Here is a 16,982-nt window from a genome sequence, read left to right as displayed (position 1 = left end):
ATTACACCGTTAATTATCACGCCATCAGTCATTACAAAAAGTTTTTGGGTTGAAACGAAAATCTACTTTACGAGAGTTTTGCTGATTAAGGTACTTTCGAGATATAATTATCGCAATTTTTTCGGTTTTGATGAATCTTTGCGCACTTGATGGGCTAAAAAGCAGCAAAGCCAGATAAAACACAATAAATTCGAATGTGGAAGGTCGATTTTAACCGAGTTTCCGCGTATAAATGTTTCTTTGCTCTGTTGTGTGGAATGACCACTGACAGCTTGGAAATTAGTAAATAATTAAGAGATTGGGAAATTCATTATGCGTACCCATTACTGTGGTAACCTGAACAAGTCCCTGGCGGGACAAACTGTAGAATTGTGCGGCTGGGTAAACCGTCGCCGTGATTTAGGCGGTCTTATCTTTATTGATATGCGTGATCGTGAAGGCATCGTTCAGGTTGTTGTCGATCCAGATATGAAAGATATCTTCCCGATCGCTAACCAACTGCGTAATGAATTCTGTATCAAATTTACTGGTGAAGTACGTGTTCGTCCTGACAGCCAAGTAAATAAAGATATGGCTACTGGTGAAGTAGAGCTTTACGCGACCGGTCTTGAGATCATCAACCGTTCAGAAGCGCTTCCACTAGACTTCAACCAAACGAACTCTGAAGAGCAACGTCTTAAGTACCGTTACATCGATCTTCGTCGTCCAGAAATGAGCGACCGCATTAAGCTTCGTGCACGCGCTTCTAGCTTCGTTCGTCGTTTCCTTGATGAGAATCTGTTCCTAGACATCGAAACGCCAGTACTAACTAAAGCGACGCCAGAAGGTGCTCGTGACTACCTAGTACCAAGCCGTGTTCACAAAGGCAGCTTCTACGCGCTTCCTCAATCTCCTCAGCTGTTCAAGCAACTGCTGATGATGTCTGGTTTTGACCGTTACTACCAAATCGTTAAATGTTTCCGTGATGAAGATTTACGTGCTGACCGTCAGCCTGAATTTACTCAGATCGATATCGAAACATCGTTCATGTCTTCTCAAGAAGTACGTAACATCACTGAAAAGCTAGTTCATGATATGTGGAAAGAGCTTCTAGATGTTGAACTAGGTCAATTCCCAGTAATGCCTTTCTCTGAAGCGATTCGTCGTTTCGGTTCTGATAAGCCAGATCTACGTAACCCACTAGAGCTAGTGGACGTTGCTGACTTAGTTAAAGACGTTGAATTCAAAGTATTCTCTGGCCCTGCTAACGACGAAAAAGGTCGTGTAGCGGTTATCCGTGTTCCAGGTGGTGCTAAGCTAACTCGTAAGCAAATCGACGGTTACGCAGAACACGTAAACATCTACGGCGCGAAAGGCCTAGCTTGGATGAAGGTTAACGACCGTGCAGCAGGCATGGAAGGTATTCAATCTCCAGTTGCTAAATTCCTAAGCGAAGACGTAATCAACGGTATTCTAGATCGTACTCAAGCTGAATCTGGCGATATCATTCTGTTCGGCGCAGACAAAGCAGGCATCGTTGCTGAAGCAATGGGCGCACTTCGTCTTAAACTAGGTACAGACCTAGAGCTAACAGACACATCTGCATGGGCTCCATTGTGGGTTGTTGACTTCCCAATGTTCGAAGAAGACGGCGAAGGTAACCTACACGCAATGCACCACCCATTCACATCGCCACTAGGTGTGAACGCGGAAGAGCTAAAAGCGAACCCAGCAGCAGCAAACTCTGATGCATACGACATGGTAATCAACGGCTACGAAGTAGGCGGCGGTTCTGTACGTATTCACAACGCAGAAATGCAAACGGCTGTATTCGGTATCCTAGGTATCGAAGCACAAGAGCAACAAGAGAAGTTCGGCTTCCTACTAGACGCTCTTCAATACGGTACTCCACCACACGCTGGTCTAGCATTCGGTCTTGACCGTCTAGCAATGCTACTTTGTGGTACAGAGAACATCCGTGACGTTATCGCATTCCCGAAAACAACAGCTGCAGCATGTCTACTAACAGACGCGCCAAGCCTAGCGAACCCAGCATCACTGGAAGAGCTAGCAATCGCAGTTAAACTAGCGAAGAAAGAAGACTAATCAAACGATTAGCCTAACTTACTAAAGAACTTATTTTTTTTAGAACCTAGTTTTTTAGAACTTAGTTTCGCAGTAGAACAATAAAATGCCCGTTAATTTGACGGGCATTTTTTTTTGCGTTCGATATACTAAGCTCATAAAGCATGTATAAATAATCAGTATTTGAAGTTATGTCTATTATCTTAGGGATTGACCCTGGTTCACGCATTACCGGTTACGGTGTTATTCGTCAAAATGGCCGCCACCTATATTATTTAGGGAGTGGTTGCATTCGCACCTCAGAAAAAGAGTTGCCGGGTCGACTCAAGCAGATCTATGCAGGTGTGAGCGAAATCATTACTCAGTTCCAACCGGATGTGTTTGCGATAGAGCAGGTCTTCATGGCGAAGAATGCGGACTCGGCACTTAAGCTTGGTCAGGCGCGCGGCAGTGCGATCGTAGCGGCTGTAAATGCGGATCTGCCTGTTCACGAATACGCGGCTCGTTTAATTAAGCAAGCGGTGACAGGTAATGGTGGTGCGGACAAGTCTATGGTTCAGAACATGGTGATGAGTATGCTTAAATTGCCTGCCAAACCACAGGCCGATGCAGCCGATGCCTTGGGCGTAGCGATTACTCACGCTAACACCAACAAAACCTTGATTGCACTGGCGGGTAAGGCGACAGGCGCAAGAAAAGGGCGTTACCGTTAATCCCCATTCTCTTGTTAACTCCTCATATAGCTTCTAAACTTATTCCCTCGATGAGCCTCACGCCCTGTTTGGCTCATATCAAAACACTACTCTGCTAAATCCTTGATGAAATGAGATCTTTCGAACACAAACCAAATAATAACATTGCGTATCATTTAACATGTTATTAACATTGGTCGGAGGTCTAACAAGTTAATCAAGGATGATCACTGATGAACCCTATCAAGCTGTGGCGCGCGCTGTTTCTACCCAAAAGTAATGGGTGGAGTAACAACGAAGTCAGACAAGCCGATATCTTATTACTCTTTACCTTTATCGCCTTCTTTGTGGGTGTCTACAGCTTAATCAAATGGACCAAGCACGAAGAGCAACTTCTGATCGCCACATCTGTATTCCTTATCGTGTTTGAACTGATCTCCGCGCTGCTCTTGCGTGTTACCAGTAAACCCAGCCTCGCACTCAATTTTGGTTTTGTTGGTATGGCGGTACACGCGCTTAATATCATCTATCAAAGCGGTGGTGTGGTGGCATCAACACAGGCTTATTGGGTGCCTTTGTTAGTAGTCGCTTTTTTCTTGTCAGGAACACGCATTGTTGCCTTGGTATGGAGTGGGTTAGTGATTGGTGTCTCATTGGTGATGACGTCGGCTCACCTTAACGGCTTTGAATTTCCGCAGTTAGTACTTACTCCGGAAGCGGTGGTGGTTGAAACCTGGTCTGGTGTGATTATGCCGCTGGTGGTGATTTGCATTGCTCAAGCGTTTACTGCTAAGCAAAAAGAGGTCGCAATCGAAATGGCGGAAGAAGCCATTTCAGAAAGCCAACAAATTGCCAATCAAGCAACTCAAAGTGAAGGGCGACTCTCGGTGGTGCTTGACCAAGCTAATTCCAACTCTGAAAGCCTACAGGGTGTGTCTGTGCATCTAGACCAACAGTCGCGAGACTTACATGCCCAAGTTGAAGTGCTGAACATTAACTGTGAATCTCAAGCGAGTGCCGCAGAACAGATGAGCCAACAATTGCATCAAATGACTCAAGGCATCGAAGAGTCCAACTCATTTGTCGGTGAACTGAAAGAACGCAGCGAAGCGGTCGGCGAGAAAGCGCAAAAGAGCTCTGAGTCATTAGAGGCTTCAACCAGTGCAATCACTCAGATCATTCAAAGTAACCAAGAGATCATGAAAGTTGCCGATTTGATTACTTCAGTAGCGGAACAAACCAACTTGTTAGCGTTAAATGCGGCCATAGAAGCGGCTCGCGCAGGTGAGCAGGGAAGAGGCTTTGCGGTTGTAGCCGACCAAGTGAGAGAGCTATCGGCGAAAAGCAGTCATTCCGCAATAGAAATTCGAACCTTGTTGGACCGCAGTAAAGACGAAGTGGAGCATGGCCGAGCGATAATCGAAACCACGGCGAATGAGATGAACGGCATCATCTCAGAGGTTCAAACGATCTCGACTGATGTGAATCAGCTCACCAACATTATGGCAATGCAGATGGATTCCTTGAAAGAGCTCGATCTCGCGAGTTCAGAAGTGGCGCAAAGTGTCGCGGAAACTAAATCTGTCTCAGGCTTAGTGGCAAATTATGGTTCTGAACTCACAGGGCATGTTACCTCTGTCAAAGAGCTGGTCGAAAGCTTAAATAACGTGGTTTCGCAAGCCAAACAAGCGTAAATAAATCACCCGAATAAACACAAAGAACTGGATAAGCATCCAGTTCTTTTATATTCTGTCCCTCAAATTATATTCCATCAAGAGAGTGAATTGTGATCGGACGTCTACGCGGTACATTAATAGAAAAACAGCCACCAGAGTTATTAATTGAAGTGAGTGGCGTTGGCTATGAAGTTCAAATGCCAATGAGCTGTTTTTACGAATTACCAAACGTTGGCGAAGAGGCAATTATCTACACTCACTTTGTTGTTCGTGAAGATGCGCAACTGCTTTACGGCTTCAACACAGTTAAAGAACGTGCGTTGTTTCGTGAAGTCATTAAAGCGAATGGTGTTGGCCCTAAACTTGGCCTTGGCATACTTTCAGGTATGACGGCGAGTCAGTTTGTTCAGAGTGTTGAGCGTGAAGATATTTCTACGCTAGTGAAGCTGCCGGGTGTCGGCAAGAAAACGGCCGAGCGTCTGGTTGTTGAAATGAAAGACCGCTTGAAAGGTTGGGGCGCAGGTGACCTATTTACGCCTGCAACGGATGCAGCACCGATTGACTCTATGCCAACCGTTCACGACGCTGAAGAAGAAGCGGTAAGTGCACTACTTGCATTAGGCTACAAGCCGACTCAAGCTTCTAAGGTTGTTTCTCAAGTAGCCAAAGAAGGTATGACGAGCGAACAATTGATTCGTGACGCCTTGAAGTCGATGGTTTAATTAAAAGCGACACTGAAATCGCGATGTAAGCTCCGTGCTGCATCGCGTTTATCTCTAGCGAGTACTATCTCGTTAGAATATGCTTAGTATTTATATGCTCCAATATTGGTGAGCGACTAAGCAAGAATTAAAGATAACAGAGTTAACACTCTTAAATTGGAACCCTCTATGATTGAAGCTGATCGCCTCATTGCTCCTGATAATCCGGTCTTTAAAGATGAAGATGTTATTGACCGCGCGATACGACCGAAAGCATTAGCCGACTATCAAGGTCAGGATCACGTTCGTGGTCAGATGGAAATCTTCATCAAAGCAGCTCAACTTCGTAATGAGGCGCTCGATCATCTGTTGATATTTGGTCCTCCAGGCTTAGGTAAAACCACCTTGGCGAATATCGTTGCCAATGAAATGGACGTTAACATTCGGACCACTTCAGGACCTGTATTAGAGAAAGCAGGGGATTTGGCGGCATTGCTGACTAACCTTGAAGAAAATGATGTGCTGTTCATCGATGAGATCCACCGTTTAAGCCCTGTGGTTGAAGAGGTGTTGTATCCAGCGATGGAAGATTACCAACTGGATATCATGATTGGTGAAGGCCCTGCGGCGCGCTCAATCAAGATCGACCTTCCACCTTTCACTCTGATTGGCGCGACCACTCGTGCTGGCTCTCTGACGTCTCCGCTGCGTGACCGTTTTGGTATTACCCAGCGTCTTGAGTACTACAAAGTTGAAGACCTGCAAAATATCGTTCAGCGCAGTGCCGATTGCTTAGGTTTATCTATGGAGTCTGAAGGCGCATTGGAAGTTGCGCGTCGTGCTCGTGGTACACCTCGTATTGCTAACCGATTACTGCGCCGTGTACGCGACTATGCGGAAGTGAAAGGGGATGGCCATATTTGTCCTGAGGTTGCCGATAAAGCGCTTAACATGTTGGATGTCGATGCTAAAGGTTTCGACTATATGGATAGAAAGCTTCTACTCGCAATTATGGAGAAGTTTGGTGGTGGTCCTGTGGGTATCGACAACATGGCTGCCGCGATTGGTGAAGAGAGAGACACCATTGAAGATGTGTTAGAGCCTTACTTGATACAGCAAGGTTATCTACAAAGAACGCCGAGAGGTCGAATCGCGACCGACAGAGCGTATTTACACTTCGGCATCGATAAACCCTCCAATCGTTAAATTATTCAATTTTAGAGATCCCAGTTGCATAAGCGCTGGGATTTTTTGCTTTTTACTGAATAACAACTCTTTGAGCGAGTCGATAAAAAGGTCGAAAAGGGTGCTTCAAAAATGGAAACTTTGATTTCAGGTTTGATTTAGATAACAGAAAATGAAATAAGTTGTCATGTTTTTTGTTAATACTTTATAGGTAGTTGTAATTCGGATGTTGAGGCGGTGATGAGCATTTGTCACAGATATCATGCGCTGTTATTAAGACAAGCATAATTGGTGTGATTTTAATCATAATTGTACAAAAATAACTCTAATTTGCTCGAATAAATTTGATACAAATCAACGCAGGGTTCTCCCATAAACCTTTTGAAACATACTGATTTTATCAGTAATATTAGCGCCAGCTATATTAGCTCATGCTTAACAATAATCTAACTATAACGGTACGTTTTTGCTACAAATTTCAATTTGTAATAACAATTACATAAATTGTTTTAACATGGATTTTTGAGGTGAATAATCACACAAGTGTCATTCAGCCGACACAAAGGAGTTACCATGATTGATGTTGTTGATCTGTCGCGATTGCAGTTTGCATTTACAGCGATGTATCACTTCCTATTTGTTCCACTGACTTTAGGTATGGCATTTCTACTTGCCATTATGGAGTCAGTTTATGTAATGACTGGCAAGCAAATTTACAAGGACATGACCAAGTTCTGGGGTAAATTGTTTGGTATTAACTTTGCTCTTGGTGTAGCGACAGGCTTAACCATGGAGTTCCAGTTTGGTACTAACTGGTCTTACTATTCTCACTATGTTGGCGACATCTTTGGTGCTCCGCTAGCTATCGAAGCGCTTGTTGCATTCTTCCTAGAGTCTACTTTTGTTGGCCTATTCTTCTTCGGTTGGGACAGACTGTCAAAGCGTCAACACTTAGCGGTAACTTGGTTAGTAGCACTTGGCTCTAACTTCTCAGCGCTTTGGATCTTGGTAGCAAACGGCTGGATGCAAAACCCAGTGGGTGCGGAATTTAACTTTGAAACCATGCGTATGGAAATGGTGAGCTTCGCTGAAGTTGTATTAAACCCAGTAGCACAAGTTAAATTCGTACACACAGTAGCATCTGGTTACACAACGGGTGCAATGTTCATCCTTGGTATCAGCTCATACTACATTCTTAAAGGTCGTGACCTTGCCTTTGCTCGTCGCTCTTTCGCGATTGCAGCATCTTTCGGTATGGCGGCGATCCTGTCAGTAATCGTACTAGGTGATGAATCTGGTTACGAGCTTGGTGAAGTTCAAAAAGTGAAGCTCGCTGCTGTAGAAGCGGAATGGCACACTGAAGAAGCACCTGCAGCATTTACTGTTTTTGGTATTCCAAACCAAGAGACAATGAATACTGACTACGCAATTAAAATTCCTTACGTAATGGGTATCATCGCAACACGTTCTTTAGATAAAGAAGTAACGGGCTTGCGTGACCTACGTGATGACCACGTTGATCGTATCCGCACGGGTATGTACGCGTACGAATTGCTTGAAAAGCTACGTGCAGGCGACAAGTCTGAAGAAAACATGGCTGCTTTCGACGAAGTGAAAGGTGACCTAGGTTACGGTCTACTTCTTAAGCGCTACACAGACGAAGTTGTTGATGCAACAGAAGACCAAATCCAAATGGCTGCGGATGATTCTATCCCAACAGTTTGGCCTCTATTCTGGTCATTCCGTCTAATGGTTGCTTGTGGCTTCATCATGCTGTTTGTATTCGGTGCTGCGTTTGTTCAAACGTGTCGTCAGAAGATCGAACAGAAACCATGGGTACTTAAAGCTGCGCTATTCTCAATCCCACTGCCTTGGATTGCGATTGAAGCAGGTTGGTTCGTTGCTGAGTTTGGTCGTCAACCATGGGCGGTTGGTGAAATCCTACCGGTTAACGTTGCTGCATCAGCACTAACTATCGAACAGCTTTGGACTTCTCTATTCGCTATCCTGGCACTCTACACAGTGTTCTTGATTGCTGAAGTTTACCTAATGCTGAAATTCGCACGTAAAGGTCCAAGTAGCTTGAAGACAGGCCGTTACCACTTCGAACAAAACGATAACTCTGTTGAAGACAACGTTAGCCGTTCAGTTGAAGTATAAGTGAGGGAATATTATGTTTGATTACGAAAGCTTACGACTTATTTGGTGGGTATTGATCGGTGTTTTACTGGTTGGTTTCGCCGTAACTGATGGCTTTGATATGGGTGTTGCAGCTCTGTCTCCTGTTATCGGTAAGAGCGACACTGAACGTCGTATTATGCTGAATACTATTGCCCCTCACTGGGACGGCAACCAAGTATGGCTAATTACGGCTGGTGGTGCATTGTTCGCTGCATGGCCACTGGTTTACGCGACGTCTTTCTCTGGTTTCTATTTCGCAATGTACGTGACGCTAGCAGCACTTTGGCTACGTCCACTTGCTCTTGATTACCGTTCAAAGATTGAAGAGCCAAAATGGCGTAAGGCTTGGGACTACGCACTTTGCTTTAGTGGCACAGTTCCGCCAATCATCTTCGGTGTAGCATTTGGTAACCTAATGCAAGGTGTTCCATTTGACCTAAACGACCTGATGATGTCTAAGTACCACGGTACGTTCTTCGCTCTGCTAAACCCGTTTGCATTGCTATGTGGCGTGTTGGCTCTAATGTTGTTCGTGATGCAAGGTGCAACATGGCTTCAAATGAAGACAACAGAAGAACTGCACAACCGTGCACGTAACGTTGCTCAGATCACTGGCCTAATTGCTATTGCTCTGTTCGTTATTGGTGGTTTCTGGGTTCAATCTATCGAAGGCTATGTGATTACAAGCACTATCGATACGTTTGCTGATTCAAACCCACTAAACAAAGAAGTATCACTTCAAGTTGGTGCTTGGATGACAAACTTCGAAACCTATCCAGCAATGTGGGCTGCGCCGATTCTTGGTGTGGTAATGCCACTGCTTGCTGTGATTGCATCTCGCTTTGAGCGTGGTGGTTTCGCATTCTTGTTCTCAAGCCTATCTAACGCTGGTGTTATTCTAACGGCCGGTTTTGCGATGTTCCCATTTGTAATGCCATCAAGCCTGAACCCTAACCATAGTTTGACTATGTGGGATTCAACAGCGAGTGAGCTAACGCTTGGTCTTATGACTGCAGTTGCGGCGGTAATGGTTCCTGTGATTCTTGGCTACACAACTTGGACATACTACAAAATGTTCGGTCGCCTAGATAAGAAACACATCGAAGATAACGACGTTTCAGCTTACTAAGCTAGAAGTGAAATAACTTAGGAGAAATTTTATGTGGTATTTCGCATGGATTTTGGGTGTACTTCTAGCATGTGCATTCGGCATCATCAATGCTCTATGGCTAGAGCATTCAGAAATGATGGACAAAGACAGTGAGTAATCTCGCAGAGCAAGTTGCTAAGCTGCATCAACCAATGGATAAGACCCTGTTAAGAGCTTTATCCCTGGTATTGGGTTTCATGCATGTTGGTTTGGTAATGTGGGATCCTGAAGCGTATGCGACGAGCATCGGTGGCTTTAACGCGATCATCGGGCCAATGTTTATCTGGGCAGTATGCTCAAGCATGGTTTACGGTATCGGATTTAAGCCAAGAGCTTGGATGTGGCAGCTGCTGTTTAGCCCGTACGTTTCGCTCACAATTTTGCTCTACCTAACGGTGCTGCGCCTTATCTAAATAAGGTTGTGAATTAGGTTTATAACAAAGTAAACCTAGGTAACTGTTGGGTTTTTAGTCAAAAAGAGGTCATCTTATACAGATGGCTTTTTTTTCGTCTCTAAACTCAAAAAATTCACTGCCATATACTATTAATGATAATGAGTTAGGTTATAGTAATCTCTTTACCGTTTTAGGGTTGTGGAATCAATTTGCAGGGATTATCTAAGCCGTTTACGTGGCCAGTAACCGTATATTACGAAGACACCGATGCCGGTGGCGTGGTGTACCATTCTAACTATCTCAAATTTTTTGAACGCGCTCGAACTGAGATGTTGCGCTCAATTGGCGTTTCTCAGCAGGTATTATTAGAACAAAACATCGGTTTTGTAGTCCGACATATGGACATAGATTTTATTCAAGGCGCGCGCCTTGATGATTCTTTACAAGTCATTACAAATATTTACGAGTTGAAGCGAGCTACCTTGGTCTTCTGTCAAGAGATCGTAAATCCTGATGGCAAAGCATTGTGTAAAGCAATGGTTAAGGTAGCATGTATCGACAATCAAAAAATGAAACCAAAGGCAATGCCAACATTTATTCTTACGGAGCTAACGAATAGTGACTGCTGAAATCTCAATCTTAGGCCTAATTTTAGAAGCTAGTTTACTAGTTAAGGTGGTCATGCTGACTCTTATGGGCATGTCTGTTGTGTCTTGGGCGATGATCATAAAAAGAAGTAAAGTGTTATCTCAAGCTTCTAAACAAACTGAAGTGTTTGAAGATAAGTTCTGGTCTGGTGTTGATCTGGCTAAATTGTATCAAGAGAGCAATAAGCGCAAAGATGAGCTTTCTGGTACCGAAGAGATTTTCTACGCAGGCTTCACTGAATTTGCTCGCCTTCGTAAATCAAACGCAACGTCTCCTGACTTCATCATGGAAGGTACTGGCCGAGCAATGCGCGTTGCAGTAGCCCGCGAAGTAGACGAGCTAGAAACGAACTTACCTTTCTTAGCGACAGTCGGTTCTATCAGTCCTTACATCGGCCTATTTGGTACGGTTTGGGGCATCATGCACTCATTCATCGCATTAGGTGAAGTGAAGCAAGCGACACTGGCTATGGTTGCTCCTGGTATTGCAGAAGCACTTATTGCAACAGCGATGGGTCTATTCGCTGCGATTCCTGCAGTAATGGCTTACAACCGCTTCAGCAGCCGAGTAGGCAAGCTAGAACACAACTACGCGACTTTCTCTGAAGAGTTCCACAGCATTCTTCACCGTCAAGCGATGGCTGGCAGGGAATAATAGATGGCTGGATACCAACCTAAAAAACGCAAAATGACAGCAGAGATTAACGTTGTACCTTACATCGACGTTATGCTTGTTTTGCTGATCATTTTTATGGTGACTTCACCGTTTGTGACTCAAGGTGTCGACGTTGAATTGCCTCAGGCTTCAACGGCTAAGTCTGCACAAGATCTTTTGGGTGACGACAATGCAAGCTTTATTATCGTTGAAGTGAACAAAGACGGTGAGCTTGGTTTGAGCGTGAATGACGAAGAAGTACAACGTGGCTTATCTATGGAAGATATTATCGTCCGAGTAAAAGCTGAGTTGTCTTTGAAGCCGAATTCTCCAGTGGCGGTGGGCGGTGATGCTGCAACGCCATACGCTGAAGTGGTTTTATTACTTGATGAATTAAGCCGTGCAGGTGTGCCAAAGGTTGGCCTTTTAACGGATATAAGGGAATAGCTCCGTAGCATTCATGAAAGCGACTAATAAAAAATCCAATAGTTTCAGAAAACCGCTTCTTATTTCACTTGGGCTGCACGTCATTCTATTCGTTGCGCTCATTTGGGGAGCGGATTTCACGATGTCAGAACCTAAGCCGACAGGGCAAATGGTTCAGGCTGTGGTGATTGATCCTCAGTTGGTTCGCCAGCAAGCTCAACAGATTCGTCAACAACGAGAAGCGGCGAGCAAGAAAGAGCAAGAGCGTCTAGACAAACTCAGACGTGAAAGTGAACGACTGGAAAAGAATCGTAAAGCGGAAGAGGAAAACATTCGTAAGCTGAAAGAACAGCAAGCGAAAGAAGCGAAAGCAACTCGTGAAGCTGAAAAACGTCGAGTTGAGAAAGAGAAACAACGTCAAGCGGAAGAAGCGCGTTTACAGCAAGAGAAAAAGAAAGCCGCTAAAGCAGAAGCTGACCGCAAGTTGAAAGAAGCGGCACTAGTGAAAGCTGAAAACGAGCGTAAAGCCAAAGAAGCTGCTATCGCGAAAGCTGAACAAGAACGCGTGGCAAAAGAAAAAGCCGCGCAAGAAGCTGCAGAAAGAGCGCGTAAAGAAAAAGAGGCCGCTGAGCGAGCTGAGAAGCAACGTATAGCGAAAGAGAAAGAAGCAGCCGCTGCAGCAGAGAAAGCCCGTAAGGCAAAAGAAGCGGCAGCAAGAGCGGAAAAAGAGCGTAAACAGCAAGAAGCGGCATTGAACGACATCTTTGCTGGTCTTGAAACTGAAGCGACTCAAAACTCTTCGGCAAGACAACAATTTATTAGTGATGAAGCACAGCGTTACGGCGCTATTTATACCCAACTGATTCAGCAGAACCTACTGTTAGAAGACAGCTACAGAGGGCGCTCGTGCCGAGTGAACTTGAAGCTTATTCCAACGGGCTCAAACGCGATTTTGGGTAGCTTAAGTATCTTGGATGGCGATAGCCGTTTATGCGCAGCAACCAAGCGTGCGGTGGCACAAGTGCAATCTTACCCATTGCCTAAAGACCCTGACATTGTGAAATCATTGAAAGACATCAACTTAACTGTATCACCAGAGTAAAAGGACGAACTTGTGTTAAAAAAACTATTACTGAGTTTTGTTTTTGTAATAGCGACAAGCAGCCAGTTTGCACATGCGGCGCTGGAGCTGGTTATTACAGACGGCATTAACTCTGCACGACCTATTGCTATTGTACCTTTCCGTTGGGAAGGCGCAGAGCCACTGCCACACGATGTATCAGCAGTTATCGCTTCTGACTTACAACGTAGTGGTAAATTCAGCCCAGTTGCGACAAGCAAAATGCCTCAAACGCCTTACAGCGAAACTGAGGTGAACTTTGATGCTTGGACCAACCTAGGCGTTGACTCACTGCTTACAGGTAGCATCACTAAAAATGCCGAAGGGCAGTATGTGGTGAATTACCAATTGATCGACATTGTTCGAGGTCAACTGACCAAAGGACAAAGTCGTGCACTAAGCGATGAAGGCCAATTGGTTCTTTCTAAAGATCACGTGTTGTTCAACAAGAAGGCTACAGTTCCTGGAAAGCGCTTGAGAGAGTACGCACACCGTATCTCAGATCTGGTGTATGAAGAGCTAACTGGTGAGAAAGGCGCGTTCTTAACTCGCATCTCTTACGTGGTAGTGAACGATAAAGATAAGTACCCGTACCAGCTTCGTGTTGCAGATTACGATGGCTTTAACGAGCGTTTAGTACTTCGTTCTAAGCAGCCTCTTATGTCACCTGCATGGTCACCTGACGGTAAAAAGCTGGCTTATGTGAGCTTCCAAAATGGCCAAGCTGAAATATTCATCATGAATATTTACACCGGTGAACGTGAGAAAGTGACGTCATACCCTCGTCACAATGGTGCGCCAAGATTCTCGCCAGATGGTAAAACATTGGCATTGGTATTGTCGAAAACGGGCAGCCTTCAGGTGTACACACTTGACCTTGCTAGCCGTAAGCTGACTCAAATTACCCGCGGCCGTTCGAATAATACTGAACCATTCTGGCACCCAGATGGCAAGTCTCTAATTTTCACATCGGATCGTGGTGGTAAACCACAGATTTATAATGTAAATTTGTCAAATAATTCGACTTCTCGTATTACTTGGCAAGGTAGCCAAAACTTAGGTGGCCAGATCACACCTGATGGACGATTCCTAATCATGGTAAATCGTAGCAACTCAGGTTTTAACTTGGCTAAGCAAGATTTGGAAACCGGTGCGGTTCAGGTACTAACAAAAACACTGTTAGATGAATCTCCAAGTATTGCACCGAATGGAGGTATGGTTATCTATAGCTCTATTTACAACAAGACAAACGTACTATCGATGGTTTCTATCGATGGCCGTTTCAAAGCTAGATTACCGGCAACCAACGGACGTGTAAGAGCGCCTGCATGGTCACCGTTCCTCTAGTTTAAGTGATACATTCTATTAGCTATTGATAGTGTTAACTATTGTGGCGTTTAACTATCTATAGCACTTAGTCGCTGTAGAAACTAAGTTTGATAACGTAAGGAAAAAAAGATGCAACTTAACAAAGTTCTTAAAGGCTTGATGATTGCACTACCAGTGATGGCAGTAACGGCATGTAGCTCAACTGATGAAGCAACATCTGCAACATCTGGTACTGAAAGCAACCAAACAACTTCAGGTTCAGAAGGCAACGTAGACACAACTGTTGTAACGCCAATTGACGCTAACGGTCAACTGTCTGAGCAAGAGCTTAAAGAGCAAGCGCTACGTGAAACTCAAACAATTTACTTCGCATTCGATAACTCTACTATCGCTGGCGATTACGAAGAAATGCTAGCAGCTCACGCAGCTTACCTAGTTAAGAACGTTGACATGAACGTTACTATCGAAGGTCACGCTGATGAGCGCGGTACTCCTGAGTACAACATCGCACTTGGCGAGCGTCGTGCACAAGCTGTAGCGAAATACCTACAAGCTCTAGGTGTTCAAGCAGACCAAATCTCTATCGTAAGCTACGGTGAAGAGAAGCCACTTCTTCTAGGTCAATCTGAAGATGTGTACGCTAAAAACCGTCGCGCAGTACTAGTTTACTAATTTTAGTAGGCTATATAATTGAGGAATTGCCTCATGTTCAGTAACACAAAGCGAGTCATTTTGCTTTCGTTACTGGCAAGTGCAGCGAACACCGCGTTCGCTGCACCAGCTCCAGTATCCGATCTCAATAGCACCGCAACCAATTCATCATCTTCCTCTCGAGCAGCGTCTGCATCTAACGAATCAGATATTGAGCGTTTAGAACGCCTGCTTCAAAATCGCAACCTTGTTCAGCTTCAAATGCAACAGCAAATCGACGACATGGCACTGGAGATCAGTGAACTTCGTGGTGAGCTGGAACGAAACAGCTACGATATGAAGCAAATGCTAGAGCGCCAACGTGAACTGTTCATTGAACTGGATCGTGTAAGAGGCGAGGTGAAAGCAGCAGGAACCGCAACGGTAGCAGTGGCAGCGAGTGAAGGCTCTAAAGATGCTTCTGGTACGTTCAGTACTGATGTCGATGAGCAAACCGCTTATCAAAATGCTGTAGATATGATTCTAAAGCAACGAGACTACACGGGTGCGATTGCCGCATTCCAAAAGTTTCAAAAAGACTTCCCAGATTCAACCTTCACACCTAACTCACATTACTGGTTAGGTCAGCTTTATTTCGCTAAGAAGCAAGATAAAGAAGCCGTGAAGAGCTTTGCCGCTGTTGTGTCGTACAAAGACTCAAACAAGCGAGCAGATGCACTGGTTAAGCTTGGTGACATAGCTGCGCGCAACAACAACGCGACGCAAGCTAAGAAATATTACCAACAAGTCGTGACCGAGTACCCAAATAGTGCTTCGGCAAAAGTGGCGAAAACCCACTTATAAAACGAAATAGGGGTGCTTAGGTGCCTCTTTTTTATACCCTCTTTAATACTTATCCGTACTTGCTTACAACCAATCCTTTTTGATCCCAATCGCTGTCCTGTGTAGAATACTCGGATTCTCGGAAGAAGTTGCGTAGAGCAAGAGCAATGAGTCATATACTAGATAAAATCGATACAGTTTACCCGTTTCCGCCTAAGCCAGTTCCATTGAGCGACGCTCAGAAACAGGCCCACATCGCAAACATCAAAAAACTACTTCAAGAAAAAGATGCAGTTCTAATTGCACACTACTACACAGATCCTGAAATTCAGGCTCTGGCAGAAGAAACTGGTGGTTTCGTTGGCGATTCATTAGAAATGGCTAAATTCGGTAACCGTCACTCAGCAAGCACTTTGATCATCGCTGGTGTTCGTTTCATGGGTGAGTCTGCAAAGATTCTTACTCCTGAAAAACGCATTCTAATGCCAACACTTGAAGCTGAATGTTCACTTGACCTTGGTTGTCCCGCTGATAAATTCACAGAATTTTGTGATGCTCACCCTGACCACACAGTGGTTGTGTACGCGAACACCTCTGCGGCTGTTAAAGCTCGTGCAGACTGGGTGGTTACGTCGAGTATCGCTTTAGAAATCGTTGAAAGCCTAGACGCTGAAGGCAAACCAATTATTTGGGGCCCAGACCGTCACCTAGGTTCTTACATCGCAAATCAAACCGGCGCTGACATGTTGCTTTGGCAAGGTGAGTGTATCGTTCATGATGAGTTCTCAGCTGATGCTCTGAAGAAAATGAAATCGGTATACCCAGAAGCGGCTATTTTGGTTCACCCAGAATCACCAGCAAGTGTGGTTGAACTGGCTGACGCTGTAGGTTCAACAAGCCAACTGATTAAGAAGGCGAAAGAGCTTCCTCATCCACAGATGATTGTTGCGACAGACAAAGGCATCTTCTTCAAGATGCAGCAATTGGTTCCTGAAAAAGAACTGATTGAAGCGCCAACAGCTGGCGCTGGTGCAACTTGTCGTAGCTGTGCACACTGTCCTTGGATGGCGATGAACGGCCTTGAAGCAATTGAAAATGCGCTTGAGAACGGTGGTGAGCAACACGAGATCTTCGTTTCTGACGAACTACGTGTTAAGTCTCTTATCCCACTGAACCGCATGCTAGATTTTGCTGAGCAGTTAAATGTGCAGGTAAAAGGTAACGCGTAAGCCGTTCTTTTATCTAATCAACGAAAAACCAGCCAATCGTGCTGGTTTTTTTGTACCTA

Annotated in this window: 17 protein-coding genes; all 17 read left to right on the top strand. The window is 44.8% G+C overall.

What is annotated here, in order from left to right; translation table 11 throughout:
- The first annotated feature begins 312 nt into the window (after positions 1-312).
- The 17 genes from aspS to nadA all read left to right on the top strand — a co-directional run bounded on the left by aspS (position 313) and on the right by nadA (position 16,923).
- Positions 313-2,085 (top strand): aspartate--tRNA ligase, encoded by a 1,773-nt coding sequence (gene aspS, locus L0992_10455; protein ID XGB66141.1) that lies wholly within the window; start codon positions 313-315, stop codon positions 2,083-2,085.
- Positions 2,086-2,255: 170 nt separating this feature from the next.
- Positions 2,256-2,777 carry a crossover junction endodeoxyribonuclease RuvC gene (gene ruvC / locus L0992_10450; GenBank protein XGB66140.1) on the top strand — a complete coding sequence of 174 codons (522 nt, stop codon included), beginning with the start codon at positions 2,256-2,258 and terminating at the stop codon, positions 2,775-2,777.
- Between the two features lie 212 nt (positions 2,778-2,989).
- Complete coding sequence (locus L0992_10445; GenBank protein ID XGB66139.1) at positions 2,990-4,450, top strand: methyl-accepting chemotaxis protein; 1,461 nt, start codon at positions 2,990-2,992, stop codon at positions 4,448-4,450.
- Between the two features lie 92 nt (positions 4,451-4,542).
- Positions 4,543-5,154 carry a Holliday junction branch migration protein RuvA gene (ruvA, locus tag L0992_10440; GenBank protein XGB66138.1) on the top strand — a complete coding sequence of 204 codons (612 nt, stop codon included), beginning with the start codon at positions 4,543-4,545 and terminating at the stop codon, positions 5,152-5,154.
- Between the two features lie 168 nt (positions 5,155-5,322).
- Positions 5,323-6,339, top strand: a complete 1,017-nt coding sequence (gene ruvB, locus L0992_10435) for a Holliday junction branch migration DNA helicase RuvB (protein ID XGB66137.1) — start codon at positions 5,323-5,325, stop codon at positions 6,337-6,339.
- Between the two features lie 552 nt (positions 6,340-6,891).
- Positions 6,892-8,478: a cytochrome ubiquinol oxidase subunit I gene (gene cydA, locus L0992_10430; protein XGB66136.1), complete on the top strand. Its 1,587-nt coding sequence runs from the start codon at positions 6,892-6,894 to the stop codon at positions 8,476-8,478.
- Between the two features lie 13 nt (positions 8,479-8,491).
- Positions 8,492-9,628, top strand: coding sequence for a cytochrome d ubiquinol oxidase subunit II (gene cydB / locus L0992_10425; protein ID XGB66135.1), 1,137 nt, complete (start codon positions 8,492-8,494; stop codon positions 9,626-9,628).
- Between the two features lie 31 nt (positions 9,629-9,659).
- A complete protein-coding gene (cydX, locus tag L0992_10420) occupies positions 9,660-9,767 on the top strand; it encodes a cytochrome bd-I oxidase subunit CydX (protein XGB66134.1) in 108 nt (35 codons plus the stop codon).
- A complete protein-coding gene (ybgE, locus tag L0992_10415) occupies positions 9,760-10,062 on the top strand; it encodes a cyd operon protein YbgE (GenBank protein ID XGB66133.1) in 303 nt (100 codons plus the stop codon). The genes cydX and ybgE overlap by 8 nt, the downstream gene beginning before the upstream one ends.
- Before the next feature lie 191 nt (positions 10,063-10,253).
- Positions 10,254-10,673, top strand: coding sequence for a tol-pal system-associated acyl-CoA thioesterase (gene ybgC, locus L0992_10410; protein ID XGB66132.1), 420 nt, complete (start codon positions 10,254-10,256; stop codon positions 10,671-10,673).
- Entirely contained in the window at positions 10,663-11,346 is a 684-nt protein-coding gene (tolQ, locus tag L0992_10405; protein XGB66131.1) for a protein TolQ, read from the top strand. Before ybgC ends, tolQ begins: the two co-directional genes overlap by 11 nt.
- A gap of 3 nt (positions 11,347-11,349) precedes the next feature.
- Entirely contained in the window at positions 11,350-11,793 is a 444-nt protein-coding gene (gene tolR / locus L0992_10400; protein ID XGB66130.1) for a protein TolR, read from the top strand.
- A gap of 13 nt (positions 11,794-11,806) precedes the next feature.
- Positions 11,807-12,874 (top strand): cell envelope integrity protein TolA, encoded by a 1,068-nt coding sequence (gene tolA, locus L0992_10395; protein ID XGB66129.1) that lies wholly within the window; start codon positions 11,807-11,809, stop codon positions 12,872-12,874.
- Between the two features lie 12 nt (positions 12,875-12,886).
- The gene (gene tolB, locus L0992_10390; protein ID XGB66128.1) at positions 12,887-14,239 is read left to right on the top strand and encodes a Tol-Pal system beta propeller repeat protein TolB; all 1,353 of its coding nucleotides are present in this window, start codon (positions 12,887-12,889) and stop codon (positions 14,237-14,239) included.
- A 111-nt stretch (positions 14,240-14,350) separates the two neighbouring features.
- The gene (gene pal, locus L0992_10385; GenBank protein XGB66127.1) at positions 14,351-14,893 is read left to right on the top strand and encodes a peptidoglycan-associated lipoprotein Pal; all 543 of its coding nucleotides are present in this window, start codon (positions 14,351-14,353) and stop codon (positions 14,891-14,893) included.
- Between the two features lie 33 nt (positions 14,894-14,926).
- Complete coding sequence (gene ybgF, locus L0992_10380; protein ID XGB66126.1) at positions 14,927-15,715, top strand: tol-pal system protein YbgF; 789 nt, start codon at positions 14,927-14,929, stop codon at positions 15,713-15,715.
- A 146-nt stretch (positions 15,716-15,861) separates the two neighbouring features.
- Positions 15,862-16,923, top strand: a complete 1,062-nt coding sequence (nadA, locus tag L0992_10375) for a quinolinate synthase NadA (GenBank protein ID XGB66125.1) — start codon at positions 15,862-15,864, stop codon at positions 16,921-16,923.
- The last annotated feature ends 59 nt before the right edge of the window (positions 16,924-16,982 follow it).

Source organism: Vibrio pomeroyi (assembly GCA_041879425.1).
Classification (GTDB): domain Bacteria; phylum Pseudomonadota; class Gammaproteobacteria; order Enterobacterales; family Vibrionaceae; genus Vibrio; species Vibrio pomeroyi_A.
The sequence above is the reverse complement of the archived record's forward strand: the minus strand, read 5'-3'. Positions and strand labels throughout refer to the sequence as shown.

Bases quoted from the DNA above. Each gene is read 5' to 3' on its own strand.
- aspS (XGB66141.1), top strand. From the start codon at position 313: ATGCGTACCCATTACTGTGGTAACCTGAACAAGTCCCTGGCGGGACAA.
- ruvC (XGB66140.1), top strand. From the start codon at position 2,256: ATGTCTATTATCTTAGGGATTGACCCTGGTTCACGCATTACCGGTTAC.
- L0992_10445 (XGB66139.1), top strand. From the start codon at position 2,990: ATGAACCCTATCAAGCTGTGGCGCGCGCTGTTTCTACCCAAAAGTAAT.
- ruvB (XGB66137.1), top strand. From the start codon at position 5,323: ATGATTGAAGCTGATCGCCTCATTGCTCCTGATAATCCGGTCTTTAAA.
- cydA (XGB66136.1), top strand. From the start codon at position 6,892: ATGATTGATGTTGTTGATCTGTCGCGATTGCAGTTTGCATTTACAGCG.
- cydB (XGB66135.1), top strand. From the start codon at position 8,492: ATGTTTGATTACGAAAGCTTACGACTTATTTGGTGGGTATTGATCGGT.
- cydX (XGB66134.1), top strand. From the start codon at position 9,660: ATGTGGTATTTCGCATGGATTTTGGGTGTACTTCTAGCATGTGCATTC.
- tolR (XGB66130.1), top strand. From the start codon at position 11,350: ATGGCTGGATACCAACCTAAAAAACGCAAAATGACAGCAGAGATTAAC.
- tolA (XGB66129.1), top strand. From the start codon at position 11,807: ATGAAAGCGACTAATAAAAAATCCAATAGTTTCAGAAAACCGCTTCTT.
- pal (XGB66127.1), top strand. From the start codon at position 14,351: ATGCAACTTAACAAAGTTCTTAAAGGCTTGATGATTGCACTACCAGTG.
- ybgF (XGB66126.1), top strand. From the start codon at position 14,927: ATGTTCAGTAACACAAAGCGAGTCATTTTGCTTTCGTTACTGGCAAGT.
- nadA (XGB66125.1), top strand. From the start codon at position 15,862: ATGAGTCATATACTAGATAAAATCGATACAGTTTACCCGTTTCCGCCT.